This window comes from Pseudomonas sp. B34(2017) (genome assembly GCF_002112915.1).
In the GTDB taxonomy this organism is placed as follows: domain Bacteria; phylum Pseudomonadota; class Gammaproteobacteria; order Pseudomonadales; family Pseudomonadaceae; genus Aquipseudomonas; species Aquipseudomonas pharyngis.
In genome coordinates, this window is record NZ_NEJA01000005.1 from 77,635 (window position 1) to 95,756 (window position 18,122).

The window sequence follows — 18,122 nt, forward strand, 5'->3', positions numbered from 1 at the left end:
AGGAACGAAATGACCTCACTGTCCCTCACCGATCTCGCCTGGACACCTTTGGGCCACGGCCACTGTCATCACCAGTTCCAGCTGCGTGACGCCTCGCTGCAAGTGGCCGCCGGTGAGTTCGTCGGGCTGATCGGGCCCAACGGCAGCGGCAAGACCAGCCTGTTGCGCTGCGCCTACCGCTTCAGTCAGCCGGAAACCGGTGAGGTCAAACTCGACCACCATAACGTCTGGAAGCAATCCTCACGCTGGTGTGCGCAACGCATCGCCGTGGTGCTGCAGGAATTCCCCGACGCCTTCGGCCTGACCGTCGAAGAAGTGGTCGCCATGGGCCGCACGCCGCACAAGGGCCTGTTCGACGGCGACACGCTGGAAGACCGCCAGCTCGCCACCCAGGCCCTCAAATCCGTCGGCCTCGACGGCTTCGAAGATCACGCGTTCGCCACGCTGTCCGGCGGTGAAAAACAGCGCGTGATTCTCGCCCGGGCCCTGACCCAGCAACCGCAACTGCTGATCCTCGACGAGCCGACCAACCACCTCGATCCGCGCTATCAGCTGGAGCTGCTGCAACTGGTCAAGCGTTTGCAGATCGGCACGCTGGCGAGCATCCATGACCTGAACCTCGCCGCCGCGTTCTGCGACCGTTTGTATGTGATCAACCACGGTCGCATCGTAGCCAGCGGCACGCCGCAAGAAGTCCTCACTGTTGAATTGCTGCGCGACGTGTTCGGCGTCGAAGCATTGATCGATCCACACCCCCTCCACGGCTACCCGCGAATCACCTGGATAACCCGACCATGACTGTGCGCTCCCTGCTTTGCCTCGCTCTGCTGCTGGGCACCACCCACGCCTTCGCCGAAGCCACCCAGTACCCGCTGACCATCCAGAGCTGCAACCGCGAAGTGACCTTCAAGGAGGCACCGAAACACGCGGTCAGCCACGACATCAACATGACCCAGATGATGCTAGCCCTCGGCCTCAAGTCGAAGATGGCCGGCTACAGCGGCGTCAGTGGCTGGAAGTCGGTGACGCCTGAAATGCAGAGCCTGCTCGACGGTTTGCCGGAGCTGGCGGCCAAGTACCCGTCGGTGGAAACGTTGCTCAACGCCAACGTCGATTTCTTCTTCGCCGGCTGGGATTACGGCATGCGCGTCGGCGGCGATCTCACGCCGCAGACCCTGCAACCGCTGGGCATCAATGTGTATGAACTGACCGAGTCCTGCGCCTTCGTGATGAAGCGCCCGGCCGCCACGCTGGACGACACTTACAACGACCTGCGCAACCTCGGAAAGATTTTCGACGTGCAGGATCGCGCCAACGCGCTGATCGCCGACATGCAAAGTCAGGTCGCCGCCGTTCGCAAAGACCTGCCCGCCGAGAAACCACGGGTGTTCCTGTACGACAGCGGCGAAGACCGCGCCATGACCTCCGGCCGCCTCGGCATGCCGCAAGCGCTGATCGACGCCGCCGGCGGGCGCAACGTTCTCGATGACGTCGAAGCGAGCTGGACCCGGGTCAACTGGGAAACCGTGGTGGAGCGTAATCCACAGGTGATCGTCATCGTCGACTACAGCGAAATCACCGCCGAGCAGAAGATTGAATTCCTGCTGAAGAACAAGGCGCTGCAATCGGTGGACGCGATCAAGAACCAGCGCTTCATCGTCATCCCTTACGTGCAGGCCACGCCGGGGATCGACAACGTGCTGGCGGTGGAAACCCTGGCCAAAGGTTTCCACGGCGAATGATCGATCGTCGCTATGCGCTGCTGCTGATCGCCCTCGGTGCCGTGCTGCTGGTGTCGTGCGTGGTGTCGCTGGGTTTCGGCCCGGCGCGGGTGCCGGTGGACGTGGTGTGGCGGATTCTGCTGCATAAACTGTTCGGCCTCGGCGTGCCGGACTGGAGCGCCGGCCAGGAACACATCGTCTGGCTGATCCGCGTGCCGCGTATGTTGCTCGGTGCATTGGTGGGCGCCGGTCTGGCGTTGATCGGCGCGGTGCTGCAGGCAGTGACGCGCAATCCGCTGGCCGATCCGCACCTGCTCGGCGTCACCTCCGGCGCCACCCTCGGCGCGGTGATCGTGGTGCTGCACGTCGGCGAAATCGTCGGCCTGCTGACCTTGCCGATTGCGGCGTTCATCGGCGCGTTGTCGAGCATGTTTCTGGTGCTGGGCATCGCCAACCGGCAGGGTCGGCTGGACAGTGATCGCCTGCTGCTGTGCGGCGTCGCGGTGTCGTTCGTGATGATGGCGATCGCCAACCTGCTGTTGTTCATGGGCGATCACCGCGCCAGTTCAGCGGTGATGTTCTGGATGCTCGGCGGCCTCGGTCTGGCGCGCTGGGAGTTGTTGGCGGTGCCGGCGCTCAGCGTGTTGCTCGGCTTGCTTCTGCTGATCGGCATGGCCCGCCCGCTGAACGCCTTGATGGCCGGCGAGCAGACCGCCGTCACCCTCGGCCTGAATGCCCGGGCTGTGCGTCTGCGGGTGTTCGTGATCGCTTCGCTGATGACCGGAGTGCTGGTGTCGATCAGTGGCTCCATCGGTTTTGTCGGGCTGATGGTGCCGCACATTGCCCGGCGCATGATCGGTGCCGAGCATCGGCGTCTGCTGCCGGTGTGCGTGTTGCTCGGCAGCGTTTTCCTCGTATGGGTGGACGTCGCCGCCCGCACACTGATCGCCCCCGAAGACCTGCCCATCGGTGTTGCCACTGCGGCCCTCGGCGGACTGTTCTTCATCGCTCTGATGCGCCGCCGCTGACTCTGCAAGCGCGCGGCGACGCATTCACCGCGTCAACGGGTGCAGAGCATCAGAGTTCGTCTCTGGGCCGGACAACTCCCGGGTTCATTGGCTGTTGGCGTAAGGTTTTCCAACCGGTTCCCATACCTCCCGTCTGCTTCCAGTAATGTCCGGGCACCAGCACCCTGAACTCGCCCAGTTCCACCAGCTTTGAAATGAACTGGCCGGGACTCAGCTTGCTGACCCATCGACCCTTTTCAAACACCACCGGCTTCGTCAACAGCAGATGCCGCTCGGCATCCGAATAGACCGGCGTGTATTTGAGCAGTGCTCCGTCGGGGGTCGAATAGTAGTAATCCCGTATCGCAAAACCCTTGTTTTTCAGTTCATGGGTATGCGCATGAACCTGATCCGGCGAGGCGAAATTCGCGTGTACCGCATCAGGGTCAGGCACAAGCGTCGTGTTGGCCGACAAATGAAACTGATGAGCCGCCACAAGCTTGTAGCCATCAGGAAAACTCGGTACCGGATGAGTCCAACTGGTGTCGGCGTCCCTGGCGGTACGAAATATTCGCACCAGCGGACTTTGTTCATAGGCGGAATAAGCAACAGGCTCCAGCGGGACATGCCGATCGGCCCCGGCCTTCGCAAGGATTGCGCCTTCGTATCCGTTTTCGGTGTCAGGTTCGTCGTCCATACGTTCGCACGCATGGAGGGCAGCATCGTCGGCATGCTGAAAAACAGGCCCCAGTGCCGGCGCAGGGTTGGCTCGCCATCTCTCATCGACAGACACATCGACCATCCGTGGCCGCCAGTCATCGCCCACCGAACCATGACGCGACCAGTGCGCACTGGTTTCAATGACTTCCAGCTTACCGGCTCGGGACATGCGTCGAACGTAATCGGAAAAAATGAAAGTCCCCTTGGCGATGTCACGCTCATCCTGCGCAGCCTGATCCGCCGATGCAAACATGTTGGGCCGTAGTTCGATCTGTCCGTGTCTGTCGTAAAACACCCCAGGCTCAAAAGCATCAAGCGTCAGTTTCAATAGCGCGCCGTCGGTACAGGATATGTAAATGCTTTTGTAACCCTGGTAGGTAAAGGCCTGCACGCGTGCGTGGTACATATCGTTCGGTGAAATAAAGAAATGCCTGATGTCATCATCCCGCGCGCCTATGGGTGGATAGGCTGCACGAATATAAACGGCCTCCAGAGAAAATCCTGCGAGCAACCGTCCTTGTACAAATACCCGATCCAGTGCCAGCGACGAGCGTTGTACCTCGATTGGCAGAGTGGCAATGAACGAGCCATCCCCTGAGCGCAGAATGAATCCAAAGGTCTGGTCACGTCTGCTTGCCTCTGATTCATGGGTGTATCGGGCAGCGTCGTCCGCCTGGATAAACAAAGGACTGCACACCGGGTCACTCGCGGCCTTGTGATAGTCCGACGGGGGGAGCAGATCGGTGGAAAACGGAACCCAACGCATCACCAGACGAGGAAGCCCCCACAGGTCACCGCCGACAATGACCCGCAAATTGCCTGCCTTGGCCAGGGAATCGATCCAGACACCGGGCTTCAATTCACCCGTGTGGATGAACTGTCTGATTTTTTTTCCATCCAGATCGGCAGGCAATCCCTTGTAGTCTGTCAGCACATTGGCCACACCGGCGCGAATGCGGTCGAGGAGCCCGGACCGGTAGCAGATCACCGAACCGTCAGGGCTCAACAGGTACTCATCGAGTGCGGTCGGCGAGGCTCTGGTGAACGCCGTATACAGCGTGTCGACCGACAACATGTTCAAGTAAACCTGTTTTTCGACCGACGACAACAAAACCGGCATGCCCCTGGCAACACGTGATCGGTAGCGCGCCATGACCCGGCAGCCAGAGGGAAACAATCCGGTCTTCTCGCTTTGGTCCGGGTAAATCTCCGCGATATCGAAGTCCTCCCGCGAGACCTCAAGCGGCGCAGTAGCCATATACAGGCCATCGGACCTTTTCAGAATCAGGCCACCAAAGGGCTTGATCGCCGAACCGGTTATGAGGGATCGCATATAGACCACCGCATCGTCAGGGCTTTGAAATACCGGACTGAGCCAGCGGCGCTCAAGATTCATCCTGGGTTTCCAGGTTGTATTGACCCTCCCTGCCCTGTCCCAACACGCACTCGTGCGCAGGACATAGAGTTCGCCGCTGTTGGCAACGAGCCGGACAAACTCTTCGGGGAGCATCCTGCGTCGCGCCAGCTTCTGGTTGATTGCAGCCAGACTGAGTTCGGGATCACTACTTTTGAACAGTCGACTGGCGTCGCTGCGCTCATACCTCAGCAAGGCGCCGTCCTGCGTCGACATATACAAAGCCCCCTGGATCGGATCCACCACTGGACGGCGATTGGGATCGTAAGTCGCAAGGGAAAGGTCTTGCGGCGGGATGAAGTACTGCGCCAGCCAGGAAAGAGAGCGGCTCGACGGATGTTTCACCCGCTGACGCGAATAAAACAATGCGTGGCGACCGAAGCCCTCCGGGAACTGGAACCACGGCGCTCCACTTCGCCAGGCGAACATGCTTGCCAGCTGGAAGACGTTGTCTTTGTGCTCATCGACGGGAAACAACTCCGTGGCGACGTACTCCTCACGATCCACGTGTTTGAGGATAAAGCCGAACCACGCCCGCTCAGTGTCATACAAACGTGCTTCACGGGCATATCGATACACGCTGGCGTCATCTGCGGACGCACACACTGCGCCGAAGGCGACGGTCCCGGGGCGTTTCCATGCCTGGGGTACATCGGGCGAACGCCAGGCAGGCGTTATGTCGCCTCTCGGCCCCCACAGGTCACTGTCGAGCAAGACAGTCAACCGACCGGCTGATGCCTGCAATCGAATGAACGCTTCCGGCAGGATGGCTCTGGTTTCCAGCGCTTTCGCCAGGGGACCCGGATTCCCGGTGGTGCCCAGACGTTGTTGAAAATCCCTGGCATCCTGCGTGGTAGAGGGTTCGAACCTGACAAGACCATCCTGCCCCGCAGAAACATAGAGAGGGATATCCTCCATGAAAACCTGCCTGCTTTCGTCGACACTGACCATTTGCAGGCTCATGGCGAAACTGTTTCGTGTCCACTTTGCTGGCTGGGCATCTGTCGGGTGGTCCATCGGCTCCCCCTCAAAGGGCAAATGGCTCGGTACAACGGGGCGGGCATCGCTATCGATAGGGTTGCCGGGAGTGTCCTGCGACGTTCCTGGAACTGAGGCGACATCGACGGAGTCGAGTTCTGAAAGTGCCACATGGGACACGTAACGGGCATGCAGCAGATGGCTATCGGGAAGAACCGGACGCCCCTTGTTATCCTTGGGATACAAGTCGCCTCGGCTGAGCGTGGCGATGTCACCTTCAAGCGGTTCGGTCACCACAAAACGACGATTGTCGCGTTGCAGGACATAACCCGCATATTGCCGGTCACGCCGCGGGTCAATCTGCTCGTGGGCATATCGAACGGCATCATCGGCGGTTAAAAACTCCTGGCTCAGCACCGGCCAGGGAAAGTTTGCGAATGGTTTCCAGTCGTCATCCACCAAACCGAGTCGCGCCCATAGTGCGCTTCCGCGCAACACCTGCAGACGCCCGGCCAGCATGACTACCGAAACGTATTCACGGGGAAGTAGCGCCCCGTTACGAAGTCTGGCCTGCAGGCCTGCGTCGTGAATCGTCCCGTCAGAGCTCTCGACACTCATTCCTGCTTCGATCCGACTGCCACTGAAGGTGTATTTCAGCATCGAGGCATCCAATGCCAGCATGTACAGCGACAGTGACTGGCCCGGCGCAGACAACTGTTGCCACCGGGTGTTGCAAGCAATGGCAAGGGCCATTTCCTGCGGCGTGAAAAAATTCTCGTAGAGCCAGTGTTGAGTGGGAGGAAACATTCCAGGGTCCGGGCGAGAGCCATAGTAAAAGCCCTCCAGCACATAGCCGCGGGGTAACCTCGGTTGACCGTCGCTCCCGGCAGGAAACAACCTGTGCGGATCCCATGCCGCCAATCCGGCGGGCCTTGCATGAGTCGCTACATAGTGTTTGCCCGAATGGCTTCGAAGTACGAGCCCGCTGGTCTTGGCATCCCTGAACTTGAGCGCGGCAAGAACAGCGCGTTCTGCATTGGCGCAAACGCGGGTCATGAGCGGCAACTCCGTCACCTCTCCTCCGGAAAAAGCCTTCCCGGCTTTCCAGTCAGACGGCACGCGACCGACGGAGTAGCCCCAGTCTGCATTCGAAACAATGACCCTCAGATCACCTACGGCAGCAAACTTGTTGATGGTACTGACGATGTCATATGTCCCCACCGGATTGCCGGGCGGCGAACCGGCCTGGCGCCAAAGGGAGTAACTCCACTCTTCTTTCGAACCGCTGGGCGAATATTTAAGCAGAACGCCATCGGGCCCGGACAGGTAAGCGCTGGGAAAAAAACCTCGCGCTGCAACATCAGCCACAAAGTCCAGATAGGAAAAAAAATTGATGAACAGCCTCAGGTGGAATTCATCCACCCCGGGATTGGCGTTGCGTACCTCCTTATAAAGGGGTGCATGGTTATGCAGATTTGCAACACATCGATAACCTTGCGGCTGTACGTAACTTCCCCTCGCGTCGACTTCGATAATGGTGCCGAAATCAAAACGGTCGACACTGCCAGATACCGGTTCTGTAGCGACAAACAGGCCATCCGGCCTGAGCATGATTACGCTGCCATATTCCCTGTCCGGCTTGACTGGAATCTGCGTGTGAGCCCAGTAAGCGGCATCTTCTTCCGTCACAAAAGCCGGGCTCAACCGCGGCAGGCGGGGCTTCCCAAAGGCACTTGCTGCGCGGCCGGTCCGGCCAGGTACTTCATTCATGATCAAATCCTGCGGTTAAGAATCGACATATCGAATGAATGAGTGTTGGCGCAGCCGCGCTTCGATCCGCAGTACATGTTTATCGTTTATGTATCCATCTGTACCGCACTCGCACAAGAGAGCAGCACCATTTGTGCGCAGACACTTCGCACTCACGATGCTCACCTGCCTGTTTTTGGTGCAGCTTGCGCCTCCCGCCTGGGGCATCCCCCTCGGGACACCGTCATTCCCCGCTTGGGCACAGCCCTTGCAAAACAGCCTTCAGTCGTTCGCATCTGCCAACCATAAAAAACTTTAACGTTCATGGAGATCGCACAATGAAGCGTCGCAGTTTGATCAAGGCTTTCACACTCACGGCATCCATTGCCGCGATGGGCATGACCTGGACCGTACAGGCCGCCGAGACCATCAAGGTCGGGATTCTGCATTCGTTGTCCGGCACCATGGCGATCTCCGAAACATCGCTCAAGGACATGGCGTTGATGACCATCGACGAGATCAACGCCAAGGGCGGGGTGAACGGCAAGATGCTGGAACCGGTGGTGGTCGACCCGGCGTCGAACTGGCCGCTGTTCGCGGAAAAGGGCCGGCAGTTGCTGACCCAGGACAAGGTTGCGGTGGTGTTCGGTTGCTGGACCTCGGTGTCGCGCAAATCGGTGCTGCCGGTGTTCGAAGAGCTCAACGGCCTGCTGTTCTACCCGGTGCAATACGAAGGCGAAGAGATGTCGCCGAACGTGTTCTACACCGGCGCCGCGCCGAACCAGCAAGCGATCCCGGCGGTTGAATACCTGATGAGTGTAGAAGGCGGCAGCGCCAAGCGCTACTTCCTGCTCGGCACCGACTACGTCTACCCGCGCACCACCAACAAGATCCTGCGTTCGTTCCTGCATTCCAAAGGCGTCGCGGACAAAGACATCGAAGAGGTCTACACCCCGTTCGGCCACAGCGACTATCAAACCATCGTCGCCAACATCAAAAAATTCTCGGCCGGCGGCAAGACCGCTGTGATCTCGACCGTCAACGGCGACTCCAACGTGCCGTTCTACAAAGAGTTGGCCAACCAGGGCCTGAAGGCCACCGACGTACCGGTGGTGGCGTTCTCGGTAGGCGAAGAAGAACTGCGCGGCATCGACACCAAGCCGCTGGTGGGCAACCTCGCGGCATGGAACTACTTCGAGTCGGTGGAGAACCCAGTGAACAAGAAGTTCGTCGATGACTGGAAAGCCTACGCGAAGAAACACAACCTGCCGGGCGCCGACAAGGCCGTGACCAACGACCCGATGGAAGCCACTTACGTCGGCATCCACATGTGGGCGCAGGCGGCGGAGAAAGCCAAATCGACCGACGTCGACAAGGTCCGCGAAGCCCTCGGCGGCCAGACCTTTGCCGCGCCGTCCGGTTACACCCTGACCATGGACAAGACCAATCACCACCTGCACAAACCGGTGATGATCGGCGAAATCCAGAGCGATGGTCAGTTCAACGTGGTGTGGCAGACCGAAGGGCCGATCCGTGCGCAGCCGTGGAGCCCGTTCATTCCGGGTAACGACAAGAAGCCGGAGTATGCGGTGAAGAGCAACTGAGTTAACCCGCTCAACCTGATCGTTCCCACGTCGACGTGTCGAACCGTCTGCGTGGGAATGCCTCAATGGACGCTCTGCGTCCGCTTTTGGGACGCGGAGCGTCCCGGGCTGCATTCCCACGCGGAGCGTGGGAACGATCACTACGCAAGGCCATTTCATATGCTCACTGCCCTTATCCGTTTGATCCTGGCCGTCGCACTTTTGCTGCCGATGGCCACCCATGCAGGCGACGCCGAAGACTTCGTCGCCGCCAACCCGACGCAACAGGCCAAACTGCTGGAAGCCTGGGCCGCGCAGCCCGATCCGGCGCGTGTCGAACTGATCAACGCCCTGCAACAAGGCGAGTTGACCGTCGACGGCCAACCCAAGACCCTGCGCCTGAACAACCGCCTGCGGGGTCTGATCGACACCGCACTGGCCAGCCACCAATTGCTCGCCGCCGACGCCAAAACCCGTCTGACTGCCGCGCAGCAATTGCAGAAAAGCGCCAAACCGGCGCAGCTGAAATTCCTCGACCGGCAACTGGCTGGCGAAACCGATGAAAGCGTCCACGCCGCCCTGAGCCTGGCGCTGGCCAATCTGCAACTGGTCGACACCGACCCGGCGGTGCGCCTCGCGGCAGTGCGTCTGCTCGGTGAAACCGGCGACCCGCTGGCCCGTACCCGCCTTGAAGGCCTGCTCGAACCCGGCGTCGAAACCGATGCCAACGTGCGCACCGCCGCCGAAACCAGCCTCGCCCAGGTCAAGCGCAAACTGCTGGTTGGCGAACTGCTCGGCCAGGCGTTCAGTGGCATGTCCCTCGGTTCGATTCTGCTGCTTGCCGCGCTCGGCCTGGCGATCACCTTCGGTCTGCTCGGTGTAATCAACATGGCCCACGGCGAGATGCTGATGCTCGGCGCCTACTCGACCTACGTCGTGCAGTTGATGTTCCAGCGCTACGCGCCGAATGCCATCGAGTTCTATCCGCTGATCGCGCTGCCGGTGGCGTTCTTCGTCACCGCCGCCATCGGCATGGCCCTGGAGCGCACGGTGATTCGTCACCTCTACGGTCGCCCACTGGAAACCCTGCTCGCCACCTGGGGCATCAGCCTGATGCTGATTCAGCTGGTGCGTCTGGTGTTCGGTGCGCAGAACGTGGAAGTGGCGAACCCCGCTTGGCTGTCCGGCGGGGTTCAGGTGTTGCCGAATCTGGTGCTGCCGTACAACCGCATCGTGATCATTGCCTTTGCATTGTTCGTGGTGGTGCTGACCTGGCTGCTGCTGAACAAGACCCGCCTCGGTCTGAACGTGCGTGCCGTCACCCAGAACCGCAACATGGCCGCCTGCTGCGGCGTGCCCACCGGGCGCGTCGACATGCTCGCCTTCGGCCTCGGCTCGGGCATCGCCGGGCTCGGTGGCGTGGCCCTGAGCCAGATCGGCAACGTCGGCCCGGACCTCGGCCAGAGCTACATCATCGACTCGTTCCTGGTGGTGGTGCTCGGCGGCGTCGGGCAACTGGCCGGCAGCGTGTTCGCCGCATTCGGCCTGGGCATCGCCAACAAGATTCTCGAACCGCAGATCGGTGCGGTGCTCGGCAAGATCCTGATCCTCGCGCTGATCATTCTGTTCATCCAGAAACGTCCGCAAGGCCTCTTCGCACTGAAAGGACGGGTGATCGACTGATGAACCAGCCTCTACTAGTCACGGCCACACAAAAGGCCGGCCCGAAAGTCACGCTCGCCATCGGCGCGGTGGTTCTCGCGTTGCTGATCGCCCTGCCGCTGCTGTCACTGTTACCGGCAGACAGCGCGCTGCATGTTTCGGCCTACACGCTGACTCTGGTGGGCAAGATTCTCTGCTACGCCATCGTCGCCCTGGCACTGGATCTGGTCTGGGGTTACGCCGGTCTCCTGTCTCTGGGCCACGGTCTGTTCTTTGCACTCGGCGGTTATGCGATGGGCATGTACCTGATGCGTCAGGCCGCCGGTGATGGTCTGCCGGCGTTCATGACCTTCCTGTCGTGGACCGAGTTGCCGTGGTACTGGAGCGGCACCGGCAACTTCCTTTGGGCGATGTGCCTGGTGGTGTTGGCGCCGGGTCTGCTGGCGCTGGTGTTCGGTTTCTTCGCCTTCCGCTCGCGGATCAAGGGCGTGTATTTCTCGATCATGACCCAGGCCCTGACCTTCGCCGGGATGCTGCTGTTTTTCCGCAACGAGACCGGCTTCGGCGGCAACAACGGCTTCACCAATTTCCGCACGATTCTCGGCTTCGGCATCACCGAACCCGGCACTCGCGCGGTGCTGTTTCTAGCCACTGTTCTGTTGCTGGTGGCGAGCCTGTTCATCGGCTGGCGGCTGGCCCGCAGCAAGTTCGGCCGGGTGCTGACCGCGTTGCGCGATGCGGAAAATCGCCTGATGTTCTGCGGCTACGATCCGCGCGGTTTCAAGCTGTTCGTCTGGGTCTTGAGCGCGGTGTTGTGTGGTCTGGCCGGTGCGTTGTACGTGCCGCAGGTTGGGATCATCAACCCGAGCGAAATGTCGCCGACCAACTCGATCGAAGCCGCCGTGTGGGTGGCCCTTGGCGGGCGCGGCACCCTGATCGGCCCGCTGCTCGGCGCCGGCGTGGTCAACGGCATGAAGAGCTGGTTCACCGTGGCCTTCCCCGAATACTGGCTGTTCTTCCTCGGCGCGCTGTTCATCGTCGTGACGTTGTACCTGCCCAAGGGTGTGATCGGTCTGCTGAAGAAACGAGGTGAATCATGAGAGTCACGGCAAGCGCTGAATTCATGCTGGAACCGGCCTTTTTCCCGGTGGAGCCCAACAAGGACGAAGGCACCAGCCGCGACTCGATCGGCCTCGGGCAACGCGTCGGTCCGGGCCTCGACACCCGCCACGGCACGATCCTGACTCTGGAAGACATCAGCGTCAGCTTCGACGGCTTCCGCGCGCTGAACAATCTGAACCTGTACATCGGCGTCGGCGAACTGCGCTGCGTCATCGGCCCCAACGGCGCGGGCAAAACCACGCTGATGGACGTGATCACCGGCAAGACCCGGCCGAGCCACGGCAAGGCGTGGTTCGGTGAAACCCTCGACCTGACCCAGATGAGCGAAGTGCAGATCGCCCAGGCCGGGATCGGTCGCAAGTTCCAGAAACCGACGGTGTTCGAAGCATTGAGCGTGTTCGAGAACCTGGAGCTGGCGCAGAAAACCGACAAGTCGGTGTGGGCCAGCCTGCGGGCGAAGTTGAGCGGCGAGCAGAAAGACCGGATCAGCGAAGTGCTCGACACCATTCGCCTGACCAACTCGGTCAATCGCCCGGCGGGGCTGCTGTCCCACGGACAGAAACAGTTTCTGGAAATCGGCATGTTGCTGATGCAGGACCCGCAATTGCTGCTGCTCGATGAACCGGTGGCCGGCATGACCGACGCCGAAACCGAGTTCACCGCCGAGCTGTTCAAGTCGCTGGCAGGCAAGCATTCGCTGATGGTGGTGGAACACGACATGGGCTTCGTCGGCTCGATTGCCGACCACGTCACGGTGTTGCATCAGGGCAGCGTGCTGGCCGAGGGATCGCTGGAACAGGTGCAGGACAACGAGCGCGTGATCGAGGTTTACCTCGGCCGTTAACCTGCGAACAAACACCCAACACCAGATCGTTCCCACGTCGAGGCGTCGAACCGTCCGCGTGGGAATGCCGCCATGGACGCTCCGCGTCCGCCGTTATGTGACGCGGAGCGTCACGGGATGCATTCCCACGCACAGCGTGGGAACGATCACCGGGGAGAATTGAACATGCTGCAAGTCGACAAGCTGCACCAGTACTACGGCGGTAGCCACATCCTGCGCGGCCTGAGCTTTGACGTGAAGGTCGGCGAAGTGACCTGCCTGCTCGGGCGTAACGGTGTGGGCAAGACCACGCTGCTCAAATGCCTGATGGGCCTGCTGCCGGCCAAGGAAGGCGCGGTGAACTGGGAAGGCCAACCGATCACCACGTTCAAGCCGCATCAACGGGTGCACGCGGGGATTGCCTACGTGCCGCAGGGCCGGGAGATTTTCGGCCGGCTGACCGTGGAAGAGAACCTGCTGATGGGGCTGTCGCGTTTTCCCGGCAGCGAAGCCAAAGAGGTGCCGGCGTTCATCTACGAGCTGTTCCCGGTGCTGCTGCAAATGAAACAGCGGCGCGGCGGCGACCTGTCCGGCGGACAGCAACAGCAGCTTGCGATTGGCCGCGCACTGGCCAGCCGTCCGCGTCTGCTGATCCTCGACGAGCCCACCGAAGGCATCCAGCCGTCGGTGATCAAGGAAATCGGCGCGGTGATCAAGAAACTTGCCGCCCGTGGCGACATGGCGATTCTGCTGGTAGAGCAGTTCTACGATTTCGCCGCCGAACTGGCCGATCAATACCTGGTGATGTCCCGGGGCGAGATCGTGCAGCAGGGCCGTGGCGAAAATATGGAAGCCGAAGGTGTGCGCGGGCTGGTGACTATTTGAGGTTACGGTCTAATCTGTAGCGTCCTAACGATAATCAGAAAACATGAACTTACCTGTTGCGACTGCCCTGTTTACCCCGAGCTGGCACGCCGAGCTGGAGCTGGCCTACGCCCGCTTCGGCGATTGCACGCGGCCGACCCGCCGCCGGCACCTCGGCCCGTTGCGGGTGCAAAAGCACCTATACGCCGAAGGGCCCGAGGTCTGCCAGCACATCATCGTCCACCCGCCGGGCGGGATTGCCGGCGGTGACCGACTGGACATCAGCGCCCGCGTCGAACAGGGCGCCTGGGCACAGATCACCAGCCCCGGCGCGGCCAAGTGGTATCGCGCGGCGGGGCCCGCTTATCAGTCGCTGAACCTGCATGTCGCCGATGGCGCGACACTGGAATGGCTACCTCAGGAGACCATCGTCTACAGCGCCGCCCAGGCGGAACTCTCGACCTCGATTGAGCTTGAAGGCGATGCGCGGCTGTTCTACTGGGACGTGGTAGCCCTCGGGCGGCCGGCCAGTGGCGAGCGTTTCGACCTCGGGCATTTCCAGGCACATCTGGATATTCGCCGTGATGGCCGGTTGTTGTGGCATGAGCGCCAGCGCATCGTCGGCGATGACGGCTTGCTCGATTCGCCGATCGGGCTGGATGGCAATCCGGTGTTTGCGACGTTGCTGGTCACCGGCGAAATCGATGCCGAACTGCTGGAGCGCTGCCGCTCGCTGGGCCACGACGTGCGCGGAGATCTGACGCAGTTGCCCGGTCTTTTGGTCGCCCGTTGCCTGGCCAGCGAAGCGTTGCTGGCGCGGGCCTGGCTGATCGATCTCTGGCGATTGCTCAGACCTGCGCTGCTCGGCCGCGAAGCCCTGCCCCCCCGAATCTGGAACACCTGATTTTCTTCAACTGCCGACAATGGATTTCAAACGATGGACCTGACCCCACGCGAAAAAGACAAGCTGCTGATCTTCACTGCCGGCCTCGTTGCCGAGCGGCGACTGGCCCGTGGCGTGAAGCTCAACTACCCGGAAGCCATGGCCTACATCTCGGCGGCGCTGCTCGAAGGCGCCCGTGACGGCCAGACCGTGGCCGAGCTGATGCACTACGGCACCACCCTGCTGACCCGCGATCAGGTGATGGAAGGCATCCCGGAAATGATCCCGGAGATCCAGGTCGAGGCGACGTTTCCCGACGGCACCAAACTGGTCACCGTCCACCAACCGATCGTCTGAGGCCGTGCCATGACCTACACCATCCGCGATGCCCTGCACGCCGACCTGCCGGCGATCCGCGACATCTACAACGACGCCGTGCTCAACACCACGGCGATCTGGAATGAGTCCGCCATCGACCTCGGCAACCGTCAGGCCTGGTTCAGCGCCCGTCAGGCTCAGGGTTATCCGATACTGGTGATCGTCGACGCCGACAACACCACCCTCGGCTACGCTTCGTTCGGTGACTGGCGGCCGTTCGATGGTTTCCGCCACACCGTCGAGCACTCGGTCTACGTGCGCAGCGACCAGCGCGGCAACGGCCTCGGCCCGCAACTGATGACCGCGCTGATCGAACGCGCGAAAACCTGCGACAAGCACGTCATGGTCGCCGCCATCGAAAGCGGCAACGCCGCGTCGATCCGCCTGCACGAGCGCGCCGGTTTCATCACCACCGGGCAGATGCCGCAAGTCGGTACCAAGTTCGGCCGCTGGCTCGATCTGACCTTCATGCAACTGACCCTCAATCCTGGCGCGGAGCCGCCGACCGCCAACAAGGAGTGACACCGATGAACCCCGCCCAACTGCGACGCGTCAACGCTGAAAGTTTTGCGCACTATCGTCAGGGCCTGATCGACCTGCTGCTCGACGCCGTGGGGTATGGCGCCAGCGTCGGCTTCATGGCCGACCTTGATGCCACGCAGGCCCGCGCCTATTTCGACGATGTGCAGGACAACCTGAACAAGGGCAACGTGTTGCTGTGGGTGGTGGTCAAGGACGAACAGGTGCAGGCCAGCGTCCAGTTGAGCCTGTGCCAGAAAGCCAACGGCCTGAACCGTGCCGAGGTGCAGAAACTGCTGGTGCGTGAACACGCCCGGCGGCGCGGCCTCGGCCAGCAGTTGATGCAAGCGCTGGAACAGACCGCGCGTCAGTACAAGCGCGGCATGCTTTACCTCGATACCGAGGCCGGCTCCCCCGCCGAAGATTTCTACAAGGCTCTGGGCTACACCCGCGCCGGGGAAATTCCCGATTACGCCTGCGACCCGAACGGCACCTATCGCCCGACGGCCCTCTATTACAAAGTCCTGCAAGGAGCGAACTGATGATTCCCGGCGAATACCGGATCCATCCCGGCGATATCGAACTCAATGTCGGTCGCCGCACCGTCAGCCTGAAAGTGGCGAACAGCGGAGACCGGCCGATCCAGGTCGGCTCGCACTACCATTTTTTCGAGACCAACGATGCCCTGACTTTCGACCGCGACGCCAGCCGTGGCATGCGCCTGAACATTCCGGCGGGCACCGCCGTGCGCTTCGAGCCGGGGCAGAGCCGCGAGGTGGAACTGGTGGATTACGCCGGGCACCGGCGGGTGTTCGGGTTTGCCGGGCGGGTCATGGGTGACCTCTGAAAGCAGCTCAGAGCTGCAAGCCGCGAGCTGCAAGTAAAAGGCAGTTTCGTGGCGCTCACACTTTTGCTTTTACTTGAAGCTCGCAGCTTGAAGCTTGCAGCTCAGTTCCGAGGAACGAGGAAATGAAACTAAGCCGTCAAGCCTACGCCGACATGTTCGGCCCCACCGTCGGCGACAAGGTGCGCCTGGCCGACACCGAGCTGTGGATCGAGGTCGAACAGGACTTCACCACCTACGGCGAAGAAGTGAAATTCGGCGGCGGCAAAGTGATCCGCGACGGCCAGGGCCAGAGCCAGTTGCTGGCGGCCGAAGTGGTCGACACCGTCATTACCAACGCGCTGATCATCGACCACTGGGGCATCGTCAAGGCTGACGTCGGCCTCAAGGACGGACGCATCGCTGCCATCGGCAAGGCCGGCAACCCGGACGTGCAGCCCGGCGTGACCATCGCCATCGGCGCCAGCAGCGAAGTGATTGCCGGCGAAGGCATGATCCTCACCGCCGGCGGCATCGACACCCACATCCACTTCATCTGCCCGCAGCAGATCGAAGAAGCGCTGATGAGCGGCGTCACCACCATGATCGGCGGCGGCACGGGGCCGGCCACCGGCACCAATGCCACGACCTGCACTTCGGGGCCGTGGCACCTGGCGCGAATGCTTCAGGCAGCGGATGCGTTCCCGATGAACATCGGCCTCACCGGCAAGGGCAACGCCAGCCTGCCGGAGCCTCTGATCGAACAGGTCAAGGCCGGCGCCATCGGCCTCAAGCTGCATGAAGACTGGGGCACCACCCCGGCGAGCATCGACAACTGCCTGAGCGTCGCCGACCAGTACGACGTGCAGGTGGCGATCCACACTGACACCCTCAACGAGTCCGGTTTCGTCGAAACCACCCTCGGCGCGTTCAAGGGTCGCACCATCCACACTTACCACACCGAAGGTGCCGGTGGCGGCCATGCGCCGGACATCATCAAGGCCTGCGGTTTCGCCAACGTGCTGCCGAGCTCGACCAACCCGACCCGGCCGTTCACCCGCAACACCATCGACGAACACCTCGACATGCTGATGGTCTGCCACCACCTCGACCCCAGCATCGCCGAGGACGTGGCGTTCGCAGAAAGCCGCATCCGCCGCGAAACGATTGCCGCCGAAGACATCCTGCATGACCTCGGCGCGTTCTCGATGATCAGCTCCGACAGCCAGGCCATGGGCCGCGTCGGCGAAGTCATCACGCGCACCTGGCAGACTGCCGACAAGATGAAAAAGCAGCGCGGCCCGCTGCCTCAGGACGGCGAAGGCAACGACAACTTCCGCGCCAAACGCTACATCGCCAAGTACACGATCAACCCGGCAATCACCCATGGCATCAGCCATGAAGTGGGTTCGGTGGAAGTCGGCAAATGGGCCGATCTGGTGCTCTGGCGTCCGGCATTTTTCGGCGTGAAGCCAACGTTGATCCTCAAGGGCGGCGCCATCGCCGCGAGCCTGATGGGTGACGCCAACGCCTCGATCCCGACCCCGCAACCGGTGCACTACCGCCCGATGTTCGCCAGCTACGGTGGCTCGCTGCACGCCACCAGCCTGACCTTCATCAGCCAGGCGGCGCAGGCGTCGGGACTGCCCGAAGCGTTGGGCCTGAAGAAGAAAATCGCGGTGGTCAAAGGTTGCCGCGACGTGCAGAAAACCGACCTGATCCACAACGATTACCTGCCGAACATCGACGTCGACCCGCAGACCTATCAGGTCAAGGCCGACGGCGTGTTGCTCTGGTGTGAACCGGCCGAAACCCTGCCGATGGCGCAGCGTTACTTTCTGTTCTGAGACAAGGACCCGGTCGTCGAAGCGTTCGA

Annotated in this window: 15 protein-coding genes; 14 read left to right on the plus strand and 1 reads right to left on the minus strand. The window is 61.5% G+C overall.

Features of this window, described 5'->3' with window-relative positions:
- Positions 1 to 9: 9 nt before the first annotated feature.
- From CAF80_RS17005 to CAF80_RS17015, 3 genes are read left to right on the plus strand one after another with little or no spacing between them, the layout of a single operon-like run.
- On the plus strand, positions 10 to 798 hold the full coding sequence (locus tag CAF80_RS17005) for an ABC transporter ATP-binding protein (protein WP_039766768.1): 789 nt from the start codon (positions 10 to 12) through the stop codon (positions 796 to 798).
- Entirely contained in the window at positions 795 to 1,742 is a 948-nt protein-coding gene (locus tag CAF80_RS17010) for an ABC transporter substrate-binding protein (RefSeq protein ID WP_085667744.1), read from the plus strand. The genes CAF80_RS17005 and CAF80_RS17010 overlap by 4 nt, the downstream gene beginning before the upstream one ends.
- Positions 1,739 to 2,749, plus strand: coding sequence for an iron ABC transporter permease (locus CAF80_RS17015; protein WP_074689669.1), 1,011 nt, complete (start codon positions 1,739 to 1,741; stop codon positions 2,747 to 2,749). Before CAF80_RS17010 ends, CAF80_RS17015 begins: the two co-directional genes overlap by 4 nt.
- A gap of 49 nt (positions 2,750 to 2,798) precedes the next feature.
- On the opposite strand, the gene CAF80_RS17020 is transcribed toward CAF80_RS17015, so the two are convergent.
- On the minus strand, positions 2,799 to 7,610 hold the full coding sequence (locus CAF80_RS17020) for a DUF4329 domain-containing protein (RefSeq protein ID WP_085667743.1): 4,812 nt from the start codon (positions 7,608 to 7,610) through the stop codon (positions 2,799 to 2,801).
- Positions 7,611 to 7,927: 317 nt separating this feature from the next.
- Between CAF80_RS17020 and urtA the strand changes: the two genes are divergently transcribed.
- The 11 genes from urtA to ureC all read left to right on the plus strand — a co-directional run bounded on the left by urtA (position 7,928) and on the right by ureC (position 18,093).
- Positions 7,928 to 9,193, plus strand: coding sequence for an urea ABC transporter substrate-binding protein (urtA, locus tag CAF80_RS17025; protein WP_085667742.1), 1,266 nt, complete (start codon positions 7,928 to 7,930; stop codon positions 9,191 to 9,193).
- 159 nt (positions 9,194 to 9,352) lie between these two features.
- On the plus strand, positions 9,353 to 10,855 hold the full coding sequence (gene urtB, locus CAF80_RS17030; protein ID WP_074689668.1) for an urea ABC transporter permease subunit UrtB: 1,503 nt from the start codon (positions 9,353 to 9,355) through the stop codon (positions 10,853 to 10,855).
- Complete coding sequence (gene urtC, locus CAF80_RS17035) at positions 10,855 to 11,934, plus strand: urea ABC transporter permease subunit UrtC (RefSeq protein WP_085667741.1); 1,080 nt, start codon at positions 10,855 to 10,857, stop codon at positions 11,932 to 11,934. The genes urtB and urtC overlap by 1 nt, the downstream gene beginning before the upstream one ends.
- Positions 11,931 to 12,800, plus strand: coding sequence for an urea ABC transporter ATP-binding protein UrtD (urtD, locus tag CAF80_RS17040; RefSeq protein ID WP_085667740.1), 870 nt, complete (start codon positions 11,931 to 11,933; stop codon positions 12,798 to 12,800). The genes urtC and urtD overlap by 4 nt, the downstream gene beginning before the upstream one ends.
- A 165-nt stretch (positions 12,801 to 12,965) precedes the next feature.
- On the plus strand, positions 12,966 to 13,664 hold the full coding sequence (gene urtE, locus CAF80_RS17045) for an urea ABC transporter ATP-binding subunit UrtE (RefSeq protein WP_039766753.1): 699 nt from the start codon (positions 12,966 to 12,968) through the stop codon (positions 13,662 to 13,664).
- Between the two features lie 43 nt (positions 13,665 to 13,707).
- Positions 13,708 to 14,547: an urease accessory protein UreD gene (locus tag CAF80_RS17050; protein WP_074689666.1), complete on the plus strand. Its 840-nt coding sequence runs from the start codon at positions 13,708 to 13,710 to the stop codon at positions 14,545 to 14,547.
- A gap of 33 nt (positions 14,548 to 14,580) precedes the next feature.
- Positions 14,581 to 14,883, plus strand: coding sequence for an urease subunit gamma (ureA, locus tag CAF80_RS17055; RefSeq protein WP_039766748.1), 303 nt, complete (start codon positions 14,581 to 14,583; stop codon positions 14,881 to 14,883).
- A gap of 9 nt (positions 14,884 to 14,892) precedes the next feature.
- The gene (locus CAF80_RS17060) at positions 14,893 to 15,426 is read left to right on the plus strand and encodes a GNAT family N-acetyltransferase (RefSeq protein ID WP_074689665.1); all 534 of its coding nucleotides are present in this window, start codon (positions 14,893 to 14,895) and stop codon (positions 15,424 to 15,426) included.
- A 5-nt stretch (positions 15,427 to 15,431) separates the two neighbouring features.
- A complete protein-coding gene (locus CAF80_RS17065) occupies positions 15,432 to 15,965 on the plus strand; it encodes a GNAT family N-acetyltransferase (protein WP_039766745.1) in 534 nt (177 codons plus the stop codon).
- Entirely contained in the window at positions 15,965 to 16,270 is a 306-nt protein-coding gene (locus CAF80_RS17070) for an urease subunit beta (RefSeq protein WP_074689664.1), read from the plus strand. Before CAF80_RS17065 ends, CAF80_RS17070 begins: the two co-directional genes overlap by 1 nt.
- A gap of 122 nt (positions 16,271 to 16,392) precedes the next feature.
- A complete protein-coding gene (ureC, locus tag CAF80_RS17075; protein WP_039766741.1) occupies positions 16,393 to 18,093 on the plus strand; it encodes an urease subunit alpha in 1,701 nt (566 codons plus the stop codon).
- The last annotated feature ends 29 nt before the right edge of the window (positions 18,094 to 18,122 follow it).

What these genes read in the sequence shown, in the direction of transcription:
- urtD (WP_085667740.1), top strand. Translation starts at nt 11,931, where the DNA reads ATGAGAGTCACGGCAAGCGCTGAATTCATGCTGGAACCGGCCTTTTTC.
- CAF80_RS17010 (WP_085667744.1), top strand. Translation starts at nt 795, where the DNA reads ATGACTGTGCGCTCCCTGCTTTGCCTCGCTCTGCTGCTGGGCACCACC.
- CAF80_RS17005 (WP_039766768.1), top strand. Translation starts at nt 10, where the DNA reads ATGACCTCACTGTCCCTCACCGATCTCGCCTGGACACCTTTGGGCCAC.
- CAF80_RS17065 (WP_039766745.1), top strand. Translation starts at nt 15,432, where the DNA reads ATGAACCCCGCCCAACTGCGACGCGTCAACGCTGAAAGTTTTGCGCAC.
- urtA (WP_085667742.1), top strand. Translation starts at nt 7,928, where the DNA reads ATGAAGCGTCGCAGTTTGATCAAGGCTTTCACACTCACGGCATCCATT.
- urtB (WP_074689668.1), top strand. Translation starts at nt 9,353, where the DNA reads ATGCTCACTGCCCTTATCCGTTTGATCCTGGCCGTCGCACTTTTGCTG.
- ureA (WP_039766748.1), top strand. Translation starts at nt 14,581, where the DNA reads ATGGACCTGACCCCACGCGAAAAAGACAAGCTGCTGATCTTCACTGCC.
- CAF80_RS17015 (WP_074689669.1), top strand. Translation starts at nt 1,739, where the DNA reads ATGATCGATCGTCGCTATGCGCTGCTGCTGATCGCCCTCGGTGCCGTG.
- CAF80_RS17050 (WP_074689666.1), top strand. Translation starts at nt 13,708, where the DNA reads ATGAACTTACCTGTTGCGACTGCCCTGTTTACCCCGAGCTGGCACGCC.
- CAF80_RS17060 (WP_074689665.1), top strand. Translation starts at nt 14,893, where the DNA reads ATGACCTACACCATCCGCGATGCCCTGCACGCCGACCTGCCGGCGATC.
- urtC (WP_085667741.1), top strand. Translation starts at nt 10,855, where the DNA reads ATGAACCAGCCTCTACTAGTCACGGCCACACAAAAGGCCGGCCCGAAA.
- CAF80_RS17020 (WP_085667743.1), bottom strand. Translation starts at nt 7,610, where the DNA reads ATGAATGAAGTACCTGGCCGGACCGGCCGCGCAGCAAGTGCCTTTGGG.
- CAF80_RS17070 (WP_074689664.1), top strand. Translation starts at nt 15,965, where the DNA reads ATGATTCCCGGCGAATACCGGATCCATCCCGGCGATATCGAACTCAAT.
- ureC (WP_039766741.1), top strand. Translation starts at nt 16,393, where the DNA reads ATGAAACTAAGCCGTCAAGCCTACGCCGACATGTTCGGCCCCACCGTC.
- urtE (WP_039766753.1), top strand. Translation starts at nt 12,966, where the DNA reads ATGCTGCAAGTCGACAAGCTGCACCAGTACTACGGCGGTAGCCACATC.